Origin of the sequence: Chania multitudinisentens RB-25, assembly GCF_000520015.2 — a bacterium.
Classification (GTDB): domain Bacteria; phylum Pseudomonadota; class Gammaproteobacteria; order Enterobacterales; family Enterobacteriaceae; genus Chania; species Chania multitudinisentens.
The window spans coordinates 1,316,828-1,332,512 of the sequence record NZ_CP007044.2 but is presented as its reverse complement, the minus strand read 5'-3'; the positions used below and the strand labels follow the sequence as shown (position 1 = coordinate 1,332,512).

General features: G+C 51.3%; 16 protein-coding genes. 13 read left to right on the top strand and 3 right to left on the bottom strand.

Going from position 1 to position 15,685, the window contains the following annotated elements; genetic code table 11:
* Position 1: 1 nt before the first annotated feature.
* From yrfG to Z042_RS05710, 6 genes are all read left to right on the top strand, one after another.
* Positions 2 to 688 (top strand): GMP/IMP nucleotidase, encoded by a 687-nt coding sequence (yrfG, locus tag Z042_RS05735; protein ID WP_024914411.1) that lies wholly within the window; start codon positions 2 to 4, stop codon positions 686 to 688.
* Positions 678 to 1,082 (top strand): ribosome-associated heat shock protein Hsp15, encoded by a 405-nt coding sequence (hslR, locus tag Z042_RS05730; protein ID WP_024914410.1) that lies wholly within the window; start codon positions 678 to 680, stop codon positions 1,080 to 1,082. Before yrfG ends, hslR begins: the two co-directional genes overlap by 11 nt.
* Before the next feature lie 79 nt (positions 1,083 to 1,161).
* The gene (gene hslO / locus Z042_RS05725; RefSeq protein ID WP_024914409.1) at positions 1,162 to 2,040 is read left to right on the top strand and encodes an Hsp33 family molecular chaperone HslO; all 879 of its coding nucleotides are present in this window, start codon (positions 1,162 to 1,164) and stop codon (positions 2,038 to 2,040) included.
* Positions 2,041 to 2,237: 197 nt separating this feature from the next.
* Positions 2,238 to 3,857, top strand: a complete 1,620-nt coding sequence (pckA, locus tag Z042_RS05720; protein ID WP_024914408.1) for a phosphoenolpyruvate carboxykinase (ATP) — start codon at positions 2,238 to 2,240, stop codon at positions 3,855 to 3,857.
* Between the two features lie 156 nt (positions 3,858 to 4,013).
* Complete coding sequence (locus tag Z042_RS05715; RefSeq protein ID WP_024914407.1) at positions 4,014 to 4,277, top strand: FitA-like ribbon-helix-helix domain-containing protein; 264 nt, start codon at positions 4,014 to 4,016, stop codon at positions 4,275 to 4,277.
* A complete protein-coding gene (locus Z042_RS05710) occupies positions 4,274 to 4,753 on the top strand; it encodes a type II toxin-antitoxin system VapC family toxin (protein ID WP_024914406.1) in 480 nt (159 codons plus the stop codon). Before Z042_RS05715 ends, Z042_RS05710 begins: the two co-directional genes overlap by 4 nt.
* Before the next feature lie 21 nt (positions 4,754 to 4,774).
* Here the strand turns inward: Z042_RS05710 and envZ are convergent, their stop codons facing one another.
* The 3 genes from envZ to Z042_RS05695 form a co-directional block, all read right to left on the bottom strand.
* Entirely contained in the window at positions 4,775 to 6,145 is a 1,371-nt protein-coding gene (gene envZ / locus Z042_RS05705) for a two-component system sensor histidine kinase EnvZ (protein WP_024914405.1), read from the bottom strand.
* Positions 6,142 to 6,861, bottom strand: coding sequence for an osmolarity response regulator transcription factor OmpR (gene ompR, locus Z042_RS05700; protein WP_004709363.1), 720 nt, complete (start codon positions 6,859 to 6,861; stop codon positions 6,142 to 6,144). The genes envZ and ompR overlap by 4 nt, the downstream gene beginning before the upstream one ends.
* A gap of 318 nt (positions 6,862 to 7,179) precedes the next feature.
* The gene (locus tag Z042_RS05695) at positions 7,180 to 7,632 is read right to left on the bottom strand and encodes an SgcJ/EcaC family oxidoreductase (RefSeq protein WP_024914404.1); all 453 of its coding nucleotides are present in this window, start codon (positions 7,630 to 7,632) and stop codon (positions 7,180 to 7,182) included.
* A gap of 1,207 nt (positions 7,633 to 8,839) precedes the next feature.
* Here Z042_RS05695 and fimA point away from each other — a divergent pair.
* The 7 genes from fimA to Z042_RS05660 all read left to right on the top strand — a co-directional run bounded on the left by fimA (position 8,840) and on the right by Z042_RS05660 (position 15,569).
* A complete protein-coding gene (gene fimA / locus Z042_RS05690) occupies positions 8,840 to 9,382 on the top strand; it encodes a type 1 fimbrial major subunit FimA (RefSeq protein ID WP_024914403.1) in 543 nt (180 codons plus the stop codon).
* 76 nt (positions 9,383 to 9,458) lie between these two features.
* Positions 9,459 to 10,001, top strand: coding sequence for a fimbrial protein (locus Z042_RS05685; RefSeq protein WP_024914402.1), 543 nt, complete (start codon positions 9,459 to 9,461; stop codon positions 9,999 to 10,001).
* Between the two features lie 136 nt (positions 10,002 to 10,137).
* Complete coding sequence (locus Z042_RS05680; RefSeq protein WP_038703459.1) at positions 10,138 to 10,806, top strand: fimbria/pilus periplasmic chaperone; 669 nt, start codon at positions 10,138 to 10,140, stop codon at positions 10,804 to 10,806.
* A 111-nt stretch (positions 10,807 to 10,917) separates the two neighbouring features.
* Entirely contained in the window at positions 10,918 to 13,518 is a 2,601-nt protein-coding gene (locus Z042_RS05675) for a fimbrial biogenesis usher protein (RefSeq protein WP_045784850.1), read from the top strand.
* A 22-nt stretch (positions 13,519 to 13,540) separates the two neighbouring features.
* Positions 13,541 to 14,068 (top strand): type 1 fimbrial adaptor subunit FimF, encoded by a 528-nt coding sequence (fimF, locus tag Z042_RS05670; protein ID WP_025297186.1) that lies wholly within the window; start codon positions 13,541 to 13,543, stop codon positions 14,066 to 14,068.
* 15 nt (positions 14,069 to 14,083) lie between these two features.
* A complete protein-coding gene (gene fimG, locus Z042_RS05665; RefSeq protein ID WP_025297187.1) occupies positions 14,084 to 14,590 on the top strand; it encodes a type 1 fimbrial minor subunit FimG in 507 nt (168 codons plus the stop codon).
* 13 nt (positions 14,591 to 14,603) lie between these two features.
* Entirely contained in the window at positions 14,604 to 15,569 is a 966-nt protein-coding gene (locus Z042_RS05660) for a fimbrial protein (protein WP_417903520.1), read from the top strand.
* The last annotated feature ends 116 nt before the right edge of the window (positions 15,570 to 15,685 follow it).

The following is a 15,685-nucleotide window of genomic DNA, read 5'->3' as shown; positions in this document are numbered from 1 at the left end:
CATGGTTCCTGAGTTCGACTGGCGCGATATTGATACCGTACTGCTGGATATGGACGGTACCCTGCTCGATCTGGAATTCGACAGCCATTTCTGGTTGCAGCTGGTTCCACAGGCGCTGAGTGAACAACGAGCCATCCCGTTCGCTGATGCCCGCAAAATCATTCATGCCGAATATCTCGCAGTGCAACACACCATGAACTGGTATTGCTTTGATTATTGGAGCCAGCAATTGGAACTGGATATCTACCGTATGACCAGCGAAGTGGGTAGCCGTGCACGGCTACGCGAGGATACCGAACCGTTTTTACAGGCGTTACGCCTCTCTGGCCGCCGCACCATTCTGCTGACCAATGCGCATCCGCACAGCTTGGCGGTAAAAATTGAGCATACCGGTTTGGATCGGCACCTTGATTTATTGCTTTCCACCCACACATTTGGTTATCCAAAAGAAGATCAGCGTCTGTGGCAGGCTGTACAACAGCAAACTGGTTTTGATCCACAGCGCACGATGTTTGTGGATGATAGTGAACCTATTTTGGACGCGGCTTGTACGTTTGGTATCCGTTACTGCTTGGGTGTACAAAACCCAGACTCCAGTATGATGAGTAAAACGTTCCAGCGTTACCCATCTATGAGTGACTACCGCCAGCTGATACCCGCTCTGAAACGGAGGAACAATGAAAGCTAAAGCAACACTGGATGATGCCGTCCGCCTAGATAAATGGTTATGGGCAGCCCGCTTTTATAAAACCCGTGCGTTGGCGCGTGAAATGATCGACGGCGGCAAGGTGCATTACAACGGGCAACGCGGCAAACCGAGCAAAATTGTTGAGATTAATGCAGAAATCAAACTGCGCCAAGGCAACGAAGAACGTACCCTGATCGTGCTGGCGGTTACCGCTCAGCGGCGTGGGGCCAATGAAGCCCAGCAGATGTATCAGGAAACTGAAGCCAGCATCGCTAACCGCGAAAAAATGGCGCTTGCCCGCAAGATGAACGCGCTGACCATGCCACACCCGGATCGTCGGCCTGGCAAGAAAGAGCGGCGCGATCTGATTAAATTTAAAAGCCAACCCCAGTAAGCCAGGGTCTGCCCTGGGGCGTGGTACAGAAGATAGCCTGGTGAGCCGGAATCATCCCTCACCTTAATGAGAGAAAACTATGTCCAACCATGACCAATTACACCGTTACCTGTTCGAAAACTACGCGGTGCGCGGTGAGCTGGTTACCGTCAGCGAAACCTATCAGCATATCCTGGCTAACCATGACTACCCAGCACCGGTGCAAAAACTGCTCGGTGAGCTCTTGGTTGCCACCAGCCTGCTGACCGCAACGCTGAAGTTCGATGGTGACATCACCGTGCAGATACAGGGTGATGGCCCGCTTAAACTGGCGGTAATCAACGGTAATAACCGTCAGGAAATGCGTGGGGTAGCACGCCTGGAGGGCGATATTGCCAGTGACAGCACGCTGCACCAGATGCTCGGCAACGGGATTATGGTGATCACCATCAGCCCGTCCGAAGGCGAGCGCTACCAGGGCGTGGTTGGGTTGGAAGGTGAAACATTGGCAGAGTGCCTGGAAGGGTATTTCCGCCAGTCAGAGCAATTACCAACTCGTCTGTTTATCCGCACCGGTGAGTCGGCAGATAAACCCGCTGCAAGCGGTATGCTGTTGCAGGTGCTACCTGCACAGAACACGAATACCGACGATTTTGATCACTTGGTACAACTGACCGCCACTATCAAAAATGAAGAGTTGTTCAACCTGCCAGCGAACGAGGTGCTCTATCGTTTGTATCATCAGGAAGAAGTGACGCTGTACGAACCGCAGGATGTGACCTTCCGCTGCACCTGTTCACGCCAGCGCTGCGCCGATGCGTTGATGACATTGCCAACGGAGGAAGTCGCCAGCATGTTAGAGCAGGACGGTAACATTGATATGCATTGCGACTACTGCGGCAATCATTACGTATTCGATGCCGTAGACATCGCCACACTGCATACCGGTAATTCCGCTGGCAATCCACAACTGCACTAAGTGATATATCCTTTGGCGAGTGCTCTCTGGTACTCGCCGATCCTCGTTGTTTGCACGTTTGCTTTTTTCCGTGTGTTATCTCTCATAACGTAATTAAAAAACGTCTAAAACGTTAATTATTTGATACCTATCCCGGTTACTCTCTACTAAAGCCCTACAATTGTCGCCAGAAATTCTGTGATCTAAGGAGCAGTGATATGCGTGTTAAAGGTATAACCCACCAGGATCTTGCCGCCTATGGGATCCATAACGTTGGTGAAATCGTTCACAATCCAAGTTATGAATTATTGTTCAAAGAAGAAACCGATCCTTCACTGGAAGGGTTTGAGCGCGGTGTTGTTACTCATCTGGGAGCCGTTTCTGTCGATACCGGTATTTTTACCGGTCGCTCTCCAAAAGATAAGTATATTGTCCGTGATGATATTACCCGGAACACCGTCTGGTGGGCAGATCAGGGTAAAGGCAAGAATGATAACAAACCTCTCAGCCCTGAAGTCTGGGCCAATCTGAAGCAACTGGTCACCGAGCAACTTTCCGGCAAGCGTTTGTTTGTGGTGGATACTTTTTGTGGCGCCAACGCTGACACCCGTCTGAAAGTGCGCTTTATTACCGAAGTCGCCTGGCAGGCGCACTTTGTGAAAAACATGTTCATCCGCCCAAGCGATGAAGAACTGCAAAATTTTGAACCCGACTTTGTGGTAATGAACGGTGCCAAATGCACCAATCCGAATTGGCAGCAACAGGGGATGAATTCGGAAAACTTCGTCGCGTTCAACCTGACTGAACGTATGCAGTTGATCGGCGGCACCTGGTACGGCGGCGAAATGAAGAAAGGGATGTTCTCTATAATGAACTACCTGCTGCCGCTGAAAGGCATTGCCTCCATGCACTGCTCGGCCAACGTGGGCGAGAAAGGTGATGTAGCGGTGTTCTTTGGCCTGTCCGGCACAGGTAAAACCACGCTCTCCACCGATCCGAAGCGCCAATTGATCGGCGACGACGAACACGGCTGGGACGATGATGGAGTCTTCAACTTCGAAGGGGGCTGCTACGCCAAAACCATCAAGCTTTCCGAACAAGCAGAGCCAGATATCTATCACGCTATTAAGCGCGATGCATTACTGGAAAACGTGACCGTACTGGCCGATGGCACGGTCGATTTCAACGACGGTTCGAAAACCGAGAACACCCGCGTTTCTTATCCGATCTACCACATCCAGAATATCGTTAAACCGGTTTCAAAAGCCGGCCATGCCACCAAGGTGATCTTCCTGACCGCCGATGCTTTTGGCGTATTGCCCCCGGTATCACGCCTAACGGCCAACCAGACCCAATACCACTTCCTGTCCGGTTTCACAGCGAAGCTGGCAGGTACCGAGCGTGGCGTCACCGAGCCAACCCCAACCTTCTCCGCTTGTTTTGGTGCAGCTTTCCTGTCGCTGCACCCGACGCAATATGCAGAAGTCCTGGTCAAACGTATGCAAGCAGCTGGAGCGCAGGCTTATCTGGTAAATACCGGTTGGAACGGCACTGGCAAGCGTATCTCGATCCAAGATACCCGTGGCATTATTGATGCCATCCTTAATGGTGAAATCGACAAAGCGGAAACTATTACGCTGCCGATTTTCGATCTGGCGATGCCAACCGCCTTACCGGGCGTTGATCCGGCCATCCTCGACCCACGGGCCACCTATGCCACCGTGGCACAATGGGAAGAGAAAGCGCACGATCTGGCGAATCGCTTTATCACCAATTTTGATAAATACACGGATACCCCAGCGGGTGCAGCACTGGTCAGCGCGGGGCCGAAACTGTAATACCCTCAGTAGGGGGTGTTGTATCAGTATTCAGCCCCCCTACACCTTCTTACCTCAAGGCGTGATTTCGCGCCTTTTTTCATTCTCGTCGCTTGTTTTTTAACCATCCCGGTAGGAAAATTATGCAATGCAATCATTGCTAGCAAAGGAGGCTCAATGGCGACTATCACCGTCAGGAATCTGGATGATGAAGTAAAAGAGCTGCTGCGTATCTCAGCGGCTAAAAATGGCCATTCCATGGAGGAGGAAGTACGTATGATTTTGAAACAGGCGCTGACGAAAAAGCCACCGCGCTATGGGTTGGGAACCCGCCTGCATCAGCATTTTGCTGAATTCGGCGGTGTTGAACTGGAAATCCCACCACGTGACGCAACACCGCCACGCATTGTTACTTTTGACAATGATGATGAACAAGCATGATCATTCTCGATACCAATGTCGTTGCAGAGTTACTGCGCCCAACCCCTCATTACACGGTTTTAAAGTGGCTGGATGAGCAGGATACTTATCAGTTTTATTTAAGTGCCATCGTGGTAGCAGAACTCTATACCGGCATCACCTGTATGCCCGCAGGGAAAAGGCAGCTTGAACTGCGAAACCGTTTAGATCTGATGCTACAGGAAGAGTTTCCAGAAAGGATTTTACCTTTTGACACTGATTGCGCCATACAGTACGCAGAACTAATGGGGGCCAATCGCCGTCGCGGTACTCTTGTCAGCATGGCAGACCATCAAATTGCCGCCACCTGCCAGCAATACGGCGCAACCTTGGCCACACGTAATACCAAGGATTTCATTCATAGCGGTATTACTCTTATCGACCCTTGGCAGGCCACCACTGGCCGACGCTTGCATGAAGAAGCCGCAGAATACTACGTGATGAGCAGAAAACCCTGACCGAGCCGCCCGGCCTGGAAACTAGGCGGTATCTTTCGCCGTTTGATGCCCGTTGACCAACTCTTTCTTCTCCATCGGCAACGGAATATAAGCACGGATACGCAACCCACCGCGCTCACTGGTGCCGATATCCAGCACGCCCGCATGTGCATCAATAATGCGCTGTACAATCGCCAACCCCAGGCCAGTGCCGCTGGTGCTGCGTGCGCTGTCACCACGCACAAAGGGTTGCAACAGATGCTTGAGTTCTTCCGGTTTGATCCCAGGGCCATCATCCTCCACTTGGAACCAGCCGCGTTGCAGCTCGCGCCCGCTGCTAACCTTGATCCAACCGTTTCCGTACCGAGCCGCATTCACCACCATATTTACCGCTGCACGCTTGATCGATAACGGATGCACATTCATCATCAGTTCATCGGGTAATATGCTAGTTTCAATCACCCGCTCGTAGCCGCTTTCTGCTGCCACAACCTCTCCCAGAATGGCATTCAGATCGCTGAGCTCAGTCTGCATTTCCTGGCCAGTCCGCAGATAATCGATAAACTGCTCAATGATGGCATTGCATTCTTCAATATCTTTATTGATCGACTCCGCCAGATAACCATCTTCGGTGCTCATCATTTCTGTCGCCAACCGAATACGCGTCAGCGGCGTACGCAAATCGTGGCTCACGCCAGCCATCAGCAGAGTACGATCATCAGCAAGTTGCTTCACCCCGGAGGCCATCTGGTTAAAAGCACGGGTGACTGAGCGCACCTCAGAGGCACCATATTCGCGCAAAGGTGGCGGGATCATGCCTTTCCCCACCTGCAAGGCTGCGTGTTCAAGTTCAACCAGCGGGCGATTCTGGATACGGATAAACAGCCAGGCACCACCTATCGCCAACAGCATGATTGCCAAGGTGTAACGGAACAGCGGAGAGAAGTCACCCTGATGGATTTCGGTCAGCGGAACGCGCACCCAGATATCCGGCTGCAGCCAGGTTTTCAGCCACACCACCGGCGAGTTTTTATTCACCTCGACACGGACATCGGTCGGCCCCCCCAGTTGCTGCGCCATCTGCTGGCTGAGGAACTGATAGTGCTGCGCCCAACGCAAACCGCTTTCCTCCGCCGCAGCGTTGGTATACAGGGAAATGCCCAGCTCACGGTAGATTTCGCGGCGGAACGCAGGTGGCACTTCAAGCAACGTGCCATCCTCCAGTTGCAGCCGGTCAGTCATCAGCATACGAACTTCATACGCCAACACCTTGTTGAACTGCTGCAGGCTGGGCAGGATGGCGAAATTGAGCACCACCAGATAGGTCGTCACCAAGCTGACGAACAGCAAAGTGACGATCAATAACAAAGTGCGGGCAAACGAACTGCGCGGAGAAAAACGCAATAACCTCATGCCTTGCTGCCGTCCGGCACAAAAACGTAGCCAAGCCCCCAAACGGTTTGGATATAGCGAGGATGTGCAGGATCCTCCTCAACCATGCGGCGCAGGCGGGAAATTTGCACGTCAATAGAGCGCTCCATCGCGCTGTATTCACGGCCACGGGCCAGATTCATCAGTTTATCGCGTGACAGCGGCTCGCGCGGGTGGCTAACCAACGCTTTCAACACGGCGAACTCACCGCTGGTGAGAGGCATTGGCTCATCTTCCCGGAACATTTCGCGCGTACCCAGATTCAATTTGAATTTGCCGAAAGCGATTACCGCTTCTTCCTGCGAAGGTGCGCCCGGCAGTTCATTCGCCTGGCGGCGCAGCACCGCACGAATGCGGGCCAGTAATTCACGTGGGTTGAACGGTTTAGGAATATAGTCATCAGCCCCAATTTCAAGCCCGACTATGCGATCAACTTCTTCACCTTTGGCCGTCACCATAATGATCGGCATCGGGTTACTCTGGCTGCGCAAACGGCGGCAGATAGAAAGCCCATCCTCACCAGGCAGCATCAGATCCAATACCATCAGATGAAAAGATTCGCGCGTCAGCAGGCGATCCATCTGTTCAGCATTGGCGACACTACGCACCTGAAAACCCTGTTCTGTTAAATAACGTTCTAAAAGCGCACGCAGGCGCATATCATCATCAACAACCAGAATCTTGTGATTTTCTTGCATTATCCTACTCCCAAAGGCTGTATTGCCTGATTCAAAGCTGTGACCCGCGCAACCACAGGAACTGTTTGACAACGGTCCTGTATTGTTAAAAACCCTTGCCATTACTGACAGCGTTTAATGGTATACATTCTAGACGAAATTGTTACAAAGCTTATTCTTTTGCCCAAATATCAACCATTTTCACCGAATTACCCGAGCGCGAATCACCAAAAACCATGCCTGCGTACGGCTATTGCTAGTTTAACTCAGACAAACAAATAAAAAACGCCACCGACAAGCAATTTTGCACGGTGACGTTTTTCAGCCAGAAAAAGCGGCTCAGCTCTCAGGCATGGCCGACGAATGATGAGATGAGATTTTCCATGTCCCATTATCCCAGGCATAAGTGAAGGTATAACGCGCTGATACGGTCGATTGATCTTTAAATGTGAAGGTATAAGTGCCAGTATCAATCGCTTTGTAACAACCGATACGAATAGTGCGGCTATCAATTTTGCCTACTGGCTGTTTCACCAGAAAGTGCTCAAAATAATCGATACGTTCAGCCTCGGTCAGGCGCACCTGATTCGATACCGTCGGCAACAATACCGCATCACTGAGATAATTGGCCGACACTTTCTTAGCATCGCCGGTTTTTAGCGAATCATTCCAGCGATCAAAGAGGCTTTCGATTTGCTGCTTGTCCGCCTTTACACATTTAGGCCCATCAGCAGCGAAAGAATATGCAGAGAACAGCGTCAACGGAATTGCCAAAGGTATAATATTTTTCATAATAATTCCAATTGGTTAGCATGATTTTCGTCAATGGCAGACTAACGAATTTTTTATTTGAGCACTATTCACTTTACTTATCATTACATATTTAAGTCATACGAATATAAAAATATTAGCTTATTGACTTTTCTACCGAACTGGTCAAAAAAAATAGGTATTATAGGCTAAATTATTTTACCTATTTATTTAATTTAAAAACTCACCCAATTACTCATTTTTAGCAAAACTCTTAACCACCGGCAATTATTAATCGCCCGCTAACTACCAAGGTCAGGATAATCAACAAACAGGTAGAATTATTTATTATTTTTTTATAAAAATCAAAATTATGTATTCCTGATTATCTTTTTATACGCTCACCATTATCACTTATATTTAGAACTATTTTATCTTTGACTCTTTCTCCGATTGCGGCAGCCAATTTGAACACGGTAAACCGTGGAATATCTGAGAATAACTTATTCCGTTCATCCTTCACCTAACCTCAAATATAAATCATTCATAATCAGGAACAATCGGCGCCCTGACCCAACCTATGAGACGGCGCTCGCCATATCTGTGCCGATTGGCCCGCTGACACCGGCCTCGGTGGAGTTACTGGCGTCAGATGTGTGGTGAGTAGCACAGGTAGGTACAGATGTTTTTCCTGAACAGGAGGGAGTCAACTGACGGTTTAAATGAGCTGTTTGCTAATAAGTTAATTCTAGAAATGTTTTTTTGTAAAAAATATTCAATAAAATGAAACAGTTGGGGCTAAACTGTTCTTAATTGTTGAACGAATGATAAGATTTTGCAATAGGTTATATTAGAATAATCTTGGATTTTATTTTATCACCATAATAAATAACATTATTTTATCTTCCAATTCAATGATCCTTTCCCCTCATTTTGGCAATTGCATAAACTTTCTACGGCTGGGTGTAAAACTTGAAAAGCATATCTATGCAATTATTAAAAGGCATTTAATTTTTATTTTTTACTAAATAAATATTAAATGTAGTTAATTAATTTGCAATTACCTTATTTAACAATTTTTTATAGTATGAAACAAAATAGCCCCAAATGTCTCATGTGGTGGCGAAAACTAAACGGAACAGGGAGGTCCGACCGTGAATAAAGAAGTTTGTGCGGTTGCTCTATAAGAGGAATCGACCTCCACACTTTTTCATAATTATGAAACATTATGTGTTCAAAGGAAAACAGTATGAAAATTAAATCACTGGCTGCTAGCGTTGTGGCAATTCTGTCTCTGGCTGGCGTAGCTAATGCGGCGACTACCGTCAATGGTGGCTCTGTCCATTTCAAAGGGGAAGTCGTCAACGCAGCCTGTGCAGTGGATGCCGGTTCTACTAACCAAACAGTACCATTAGGGCAAGTAAAAACAACTACGCTGGCTACTGCCGGTAATACCAGTTCTGCCGTCGGGTTCAATATTCAACTGAATGATTGTGATACTGCTGTTTCCAAGCAAGCTTCTGTCGCGTTCACCGGTACCGCTGTTAGCAGCACATATAATACCGCGCTGGCCCTGCAAGGCTCTGCTTCTGGCAATGCAAGTAATGTAGGCGTTCAGATCCTTGACCGCACCGGTACTGCGCTGGCTTTAGATGGCTCGGCCTTCAGTTCAACCACTACGCTCAATGACGGCACCGCCGTTGTTCCATTCCAGGCTCGCTATATCGCTACTGGCGTTGCCACCGCCGGTCTTGCCAACGCTGAAGCCACTTTCCAAGTGCAGTACCAGTAAGCTGAATGAATGCTCAAGGATGAGACTTCAGGCCAGGAAGGCCTGTTTTTCGGTGACCGGAGGCAAGGAGTACGCGATGTGGAAAATGGGCGCAGGAATACTGCTAACCCTGTTGCTGGGGCCAAAAGCTATTGCCAACAATCCTAGGGATGAACCATCCCTCGGTGGCTTGATGCACTTTCAAGGGGAAGTGATCGCTGAAACCTGCTCGGTGGAAACCAAAGATCGAAATCTGATGGTGTCCATGGGGCATATCACCACTGACCGGTTTCAGTTGGCTAGCGATGAATCTGGAGCCGTTCCCTTTGATTTGCATCTGCAGGGCTGCAATCCCACGGTCAGCCGCAATGTGGGGATCATGTTTCATGGCATGGCTGACAAAAATAACCCGGAGATGCTTTCTGTTGGCGAAGGGCCTGATGTCGCCACCGGTGTCGCGGTCGCGCTGTTTGATGACAGAGGACAATTTGTTCCACTCAATACTGCGCCTCGGTACTGGATACCGTTGCAAGACGGGCCATTGACCCTGCATTTCGTGGCGAAATATCGCGCAACCGGGCTGTCGGTAAACGATGGTTTGGCCAATGCTCAAGCGTGGTTCGCGCTGACTTATCAGTAGACCCTGGTCAAAAAAACAGAAGCAATAACACATAAAACGACTGCACAATTTTTGGGCCTCTGCCATGCAGAGGTATAGAGGTCAAATCCTGATGGACGAGGTAAATGTGACAAGAAGAACGCTGGGTAGAAAGGCGATGACCGCATTGTTGCTCCTGGTAGCAGGGCATTTGGGCATGGCCAACGCCGGCGTTGGCCTGGGGGCGACCCGTGTGATCTATCCTGCCGATCAGAAGCAGGTGACGTTAGGTGTCAGTAATAACGATGATAAAAGCACCTTTCTGATCCAATCCTGGGTCGAAAACGCTGAAGGCCAGAAAGAGGGTCGGCTGGTTATTACGCCACCGTTATACTTGATGCAGGGAAAAAAAGAGAACACCTTACGCATTATTGATGCGACCAATAATAGCCTGCCAAAGGATCGGGAGAGCCTGTTTTGGGTCAATGTCAAAGCGATCCCCTCCCTGGATAAATCCCGCCAGCAAGAGAACACCCTGCAACTGGCCATTACCAGCCGCATTAAGCTTTTTTATCGGCCTGCCGGGCTCAATATCGCACCCGATAAAGCCCCGGAACAGTTGCGCTTTCAACGTAGTGGCAGTGCGCTGACAATCACCAATCCAACCCCTTATTTCATCACCTTGAGCGAGTTGAAGGCGGGTTCGCGGCCTTTGGAAAACGCCATGGTGTCCCCAATGGGGTCGACCAGCGTTGCACTCCCCGCGGATGCAGGCAGCGCGATTACCTATCGGACTCTCAACGATTACGGTGCACAAACCCCCGTATTAAAGGGTGTGATGCAGTAAGGCATCCCCTTTCATAAAGTGATAACCAGATAAATCAGGCAGCCGGGCGACCTGTATCGAACCGGAGGGATCATGCTATACCTGAAAAACGGCACGGAAAGTCGCAGTGTGATGAAAAATAACAACAAGGATGTCCACATCGTCAAGTTGACGTTAACCCCCTTGGCAATGATGCTGTTGATGCTCTGTGGCGATATATCAGTGCGCGCAGAAAACTACTTCAACCCGCGTTTTCTTTCCGACGATCCGGCGAAAGTGGCCGATTTGTCTGGGTTTGCCAAGGGACTTGAGGCCCCTCCCGGTCTCTACCGCGTCGACATTTATATGAATGACGGGTTTATGTCCACCCGGGATGTCTCTTTCCGACCCGATAGCGATAACAAAACCTTAGAACCTTGCCTGACGCAAAGTCAGTTATCCTCAATGGGGGTGAATACCCGGGCGGTGCCTGGGATGGCCGTGTTGGCCACCGATGCCTGTGTCCCCTTGACCGCCATGATCAAGGACGCCTCCACGGATTTTGATGTCGGACGGCAGCGCCTGTCTATCAGCATTCCCCAGGCATTTATGGGCAATCTGGCCCGGGGCTATATCCCTCCCGACCAATGGGAAAACGGGGTCACCGCCGGTTTACTCAATTACAGTTTCACCGCCAATAACGTGCGCAACACGCCGTTGGGTAACAGCAATTACGCCTTTCTTAACCTGCAAAGCGGCCTGAACCTCGGTGCCTGGCGGCTGCGGGACAATGCCACCTGGAATTACACCCGCGGCGCTGGAGCGACATCCCGTCAAAGCCGGTGGCAACACATCAATACCTATTTACAGCGCGACATCGTGCCTCTGCGCAGCCGTCTGACGCTGGGTGATGGCTATACCCCGGGGGAGGTCTTTGACGGGATAAACTTTCGCGGCGTGCAGGTGGCCACCGATGACAACATGTTGCCAGACAGCCAGCGGGGGTTTGCTCCCGTGATCCATGGTATTGCCCGTGGCACCGCCAGGGTCACCGTCAGGCAGAATGGGTTCGAGGTTTATCAGACGACGGTGCCGCCCGGCCCTTTTACCATCAATGACCTTTTTGCCGCGGGGAACGGCGGCGATTTGCAGGTCACTATTCAGGAGGCCGATGGCACGGCCCAGGTCTTTACGGTGCCCTATGCCTCGGTGCCGGGGCTGTTACGCGAAGGGCAGGTAAAATATGCCGTGATGGTGGGGCAATATCGCAGCGGCAACGATCAGCAGGAGCAGCCCACCTTTGGTCAAGGCACCCTCATGTGGGGAATGGCGGACGGTTGGACGCTGTCTGGCGGCACCCAGCTTGCCGATCGCTATCAGGCTTTCAATGCCGGGCTGGCTAAAAACCTGGGCATTCTCGGTGCGATATCGCTGGACATCACCCAGTCTCGCGCCACCTTGCCGGATGACAGCACGCACCAGGGGCAATCGCTGCGCTTCCTTTACAACAAGGCATTGAATGAATGGGGAACCAATTTTCAACTGGTCGGTTACCGCTATTCCACCCGCGGCTATTTCAGCCTGGCGGATACCACCTGGAGCCAGATGAGCGGTTACCGCACGTTAACCGATGAGGGGCCGGTTCAGATAACCCCGACATTCACGGATTACTTCAATCTGGCCTACAACAAGCGTGGGCGGGTGCAGATGACGGTCACTCAGCAGGTTGGGGAGAATTCGACCTTTTACCTGACCGGCAGCCACCAGACTTACTGGCGTACCGGCAAGGCGGATGAACAACTTCAGGCGGGTTACAGCAGTGCGTTGCAGGATATCACTTACACCCTCAGTTACAGCCTGACGAAAAATGCCTGGCAACAGGGGCGCGACACGATGCTGGCTTTCAACATCAGCATACCGTTCAGCCATTGGTTGCGTTCCGACAGCCCATCCGCTTTCAGACGCTCAAGCGTCAGCTATGGCCTGTCTGATGATTTGAGCGGCAGGATGACCCATCAGATCGGGGTTAACGGCACGTTGCTGGATGACAACAACCTCAGTTACAGCGTGCAGACCGGCTACGCCGGAGGAGGCATGGGAACCTCGGGCGGAACCGGCAATGCGGCCCTGACTTATCGGGGCGCCTCCGGCAATGCCAACGTGGGATACAGCCACAGCAAGGGTTACAACCAGGTGTATTACGGACTGAGCGGCGGCGTGCTGGTTCATGAGAATGGCATCACCCTGAGTCAACCGCTGAACAGCACCATGATCCTGGTCAAGGCGCCAGGGGCTGGCAATGTGGCGGTGGAAAACCAGAACGGGATACGTACAGACCCGCGCGGGTATGCCGTCCTGCCGTTTGCCATGGATTACCGGGAGAACCGGGTGGCGCTGAACCCCAATACGCTGGCCAACAACGTTGAACTGGATCAGGCCGTGGTCAGCGTGGTACCGACTCACGGCGCGGTGGTACTGGCTGATTTTAAAACGTCTGTCGGGCTGAAGGTCTTGATGACGCTGACCTATAACGGACAACCGTTGCCCTTCGGCACGGTCGTGTCTTTCGATAATGGCCGTTCCGGCAGCATCGTCGCCGACGGCGGGCAGGTGTATCTGAGCGGATTGCCGTTAAGCGGCGAGGTGAAAGCCAAATGGGGCGATGGCGCAGCAGAGCAGTGCGTGGCCAGTTACCAGCTGCCGCCGGAAAGTCAGCAGCAGGCGCTGAGCACTGTCACGGCACGGTGCCGATGACGCCGGGCGGGAGAGATAACCAATGAGAAAACACCTTTATACCCTGTGTCTGCTGACGCTGTTGAGCGCCAGGGCAACGCAGGCGGCGGACAGCACCATCACCATTACCGGCAACGTGAAAGACAATGCCTGCACCGTGGCGCCGGGTTCGCAAAGCTTTACGGTGGATCTGTCGAGCAATGCGGCAAAACAGTTGAACCGGATAGGCGCAACAACGCCGACGGTGCCGTTCAGTATCGTGTTCGATAAATGCGGTGGCTCGGCTATTTCGGTGAAAGTGGGGTTCACGGGCGGGGCAGATAACGACAATGCCGCCTTGTTACAGGTCGATGGCGGCGCTGGCGCGGCAAGCGGCCTGGGGATCCAGATCCTCGATAAGAGCGGGAATGCCATTGCGCTGAATGAGGTTTCCAGCGCGCTGAGCGGGTCAACGCTCACCGCAGGGCAATCCAATACGCTGTATTTCTCTGCACGCCTGATGGCAACCCGTACACCGGTGACGGCCGGGCAGGTTAGAGCAACGGCCAATTTCACCCTGGAATTTCAGTAACCGGAGAGAAGGGATATGCACACAAGAAAGCGGAGTTTACTCGCCGGGGGGTTACTGATGATGGTGTTAGCCAAAGCCTATGCGGCGGATGCCACCATCACCATCAATGGCAAGGTGGTCGCCAAACCCTGCACGGTATCGACAGTGTCGACAACGGTAGACCTGGGGGATTTATATACCTTCAACCTGCTGTCGGCAGGCGCTTTTTCGGAATGGAAGTCGGTGACGTTGAGCCTGACCAACTGCCCGGTGGGAACCTCAAAAGTGACCGCGACGTTTTCCGGTACGGCGGACAGCAGCCGTAGTTATTACGCTAATCAGGGAGCGGCCCGCAATATTGCGCTGCAACTGGCCGATAGCAGCGGTGTGAATCTTCCCAACGGCAGTACCAGAGTCGTTACGGTCAATGACGCATCAAAAGCAGCCAACGTTGTTTTGCAGGTGAGGGCTATCACCCCCAACGGCAATGTGACCCAGGGATCGATTCAATCTCTGATCAACGTGACTTATACCTATGCTTGAGCAAGGAGGAACCATGAGATTTAGCAGCTTGAAGAAAAGTCATATGTCACGCCAGCCTATGAAGTCACTCGTACTTTTCGCATTGTTGGCCGGTTATTCTGCGAGTTCGTCGGCCTTTACCTGTTACGATTCAACGGGCAATACATTAAACAGCGCCTCAGGAACGGCAACGGCAACGGTCTACGTTAACCTGCAACCTTCTATCACAGCTAGCCAGAATTTGGTGGTGGATTTATCTAATTCTATTTTCTGTAAAAATGATAACCCCACGGTAAGAAACGATCATGTCAGTTTGTTGAACGGTTCAGCTTATGGTGGAGTTCTGAGTAATTTTAATGGCACGGTTGAATATTACGGTTCGAGTTATCCGTTTCCACTCCGCTCTGCGACCTCCAGCAAAAATTTTACCTCTGGAACATATACTAAATGGGACGCGAAGCTTTATCTTACGCCGCTTTCTTCTGCTGCTAGTGGTGTGGTAGTCAAGAAAAATTCACAATTTGCTTCTTTGGTTATGTTTCAGAGGGGCTCGAACATCGTCGGTGGAGGTAATGTCCATACTGCGACTTTTACCTGGAATTTGTATGCTAATAACGATGTTGTCGTACCCACTGGTGGTTGCGATGTCTCCTCTCGTAATGTCGCCGTGAATCTGCCGGATTATCCAGGAACCGTACCGGTACCGTTGACGGTACACTGCGCCCAGAGCCAAAAACTGGCTTATTACCTGACCGGGCCAACCACGGATGCCTCATCCAGCATTTTCGCTAATGTCGCTTCTTCGTCAGCGGCTCAGGGCGTTGGGATTCAGCTTGCCAACGGCAGTGGCATTATTGCCACCAACAAAAATGTCGCGCTGGGCGTCGTCGGAACCGCACCGGTCAGTTTAGGCTTGACCGCGAGCTACGCACGAACGACCGGCCAAGTCGTGGCGGGTAATGTAACGTCAGTCGTTGGTGTGACCTTTTTGTATCCATGAAGGGGTTTTTAATACTGCCTACAATAGCTTCCGTCACATTACCGGGAGCAAGCTGCGACGTTGCAGCTTAAAAATCGACGTGTCTATAGCTGGAAATAACAACTCTGATGTTCAGG

Excerpts from the sequence above, each read along its gene's own strand:
- hslO (WP_024914409.1), top strand. The coding sequence starts at position 1,162 with ATGTCCAACCATGACCAATTACACCGTTACCTGTTCGAAAACTACGCG.
- fimG (WP_025297187.1), top strand. The coding sequence starts at position 14,084 with ATGCACACAAGAAAGCGGAGTTTACTCGCCGGGGGGTTACTGATGATG.
- hslR (WP_024914410.1), top strand. The coding sequence starts at position 678 with ATGAAAGCTAAAGCAACACTGGATGATGCCGTCCGCCTAGATAAATGG.
- envZ (WP_024914405.1), bottom strand. The coding sequence starts at position 6,145 with ATGAGGTTATTGCGTTTTTCTCCGCGCAGTTCGTTTGCCCGCACTTTG.
- pckA (WP_024914408.1), top strand. The coding sequence starts at position 2,238 with ATGCGTGTTAAAGGTATAACCCACCAGGATCTTGCCGCCTATGGGATC.
- fimF (WP_025297186.1), top strand. The coding sequence starts at position 13,541 with ATGAGAAAACACCTTTATACCCTGTGTCTGCTGACGCTGTTGAGCGCC.
- yrfG (WP_024914411.1), top strand. The coding sequence starts at position 2 with ATGGTTCCTGAGTTCGACTGGCGCGATATTGATACCGTACTGCTGGAT.
- Z042_RS05680 (WP_038703459.1), top strand. The coding sequence starts at position 10,138 with ATGACCGCATTGTTGCTCCTGGTAGCAGGGCATTTGGGCATGGCCAAC.
- Z042_RS05715 (WP_024914407.1), top strand. The coding sequence starts at position 4,014 with ATGGCGACTATCACCGTCAGGAATCTGGATGATGAAGTAAAAGAGCTG.
- Z042_RS05660 (WP_417903520.1), top strand. The coding sequence starts at position 14,604 with ATGAGATTTAGCAGCTTGAAGAAAAGTCATATGTCACGCCAGCCTATG.
- ompR (WP_004709363.1), bottom strand. The coding sequence starts at position 6,861 with ATGCAAGAAAATCACAAGATTCTGGTTGTTGATGATGATATGCGCCTG.
- Z042_RS05675 (WP_045784850.1), top strand. The coding sequence starts at position 10,918 with ATGAAAAATAACAACAAGGATGTCCACATCGTCAAGTTGACGTTAACC.
- Z042_RS05695 (WP_024914404.1), bottom strand. The coding sequence starts at position 7,632 with ATGAAAAATATTATACCTTTGGCAATTCCGTTGACGCTGTTCTCTGCA.
- Z042_RS05710 (WP_024914406.1), top strand. The coding sequence starts at position 4,274 with ATGATCATTCTCGATACCAATGTCGTTGCAGAGTTACTGCGCCCAACC.
- Z042_RS05685 (WP_024914402.1), top strand. The coding sequence starts at position 9,459 with ATGTGGAAAATGGGCGCAGGAATACTGCTAACCCTGTTGCTGGGGCCA.
- fimA (WP_024914403.1), top strand. The coding sequence starts at position 8,840 with ATGAAAATTAAATCACTGGCTGCTAGCGTTGTGGCAATTCTGTCTCTG.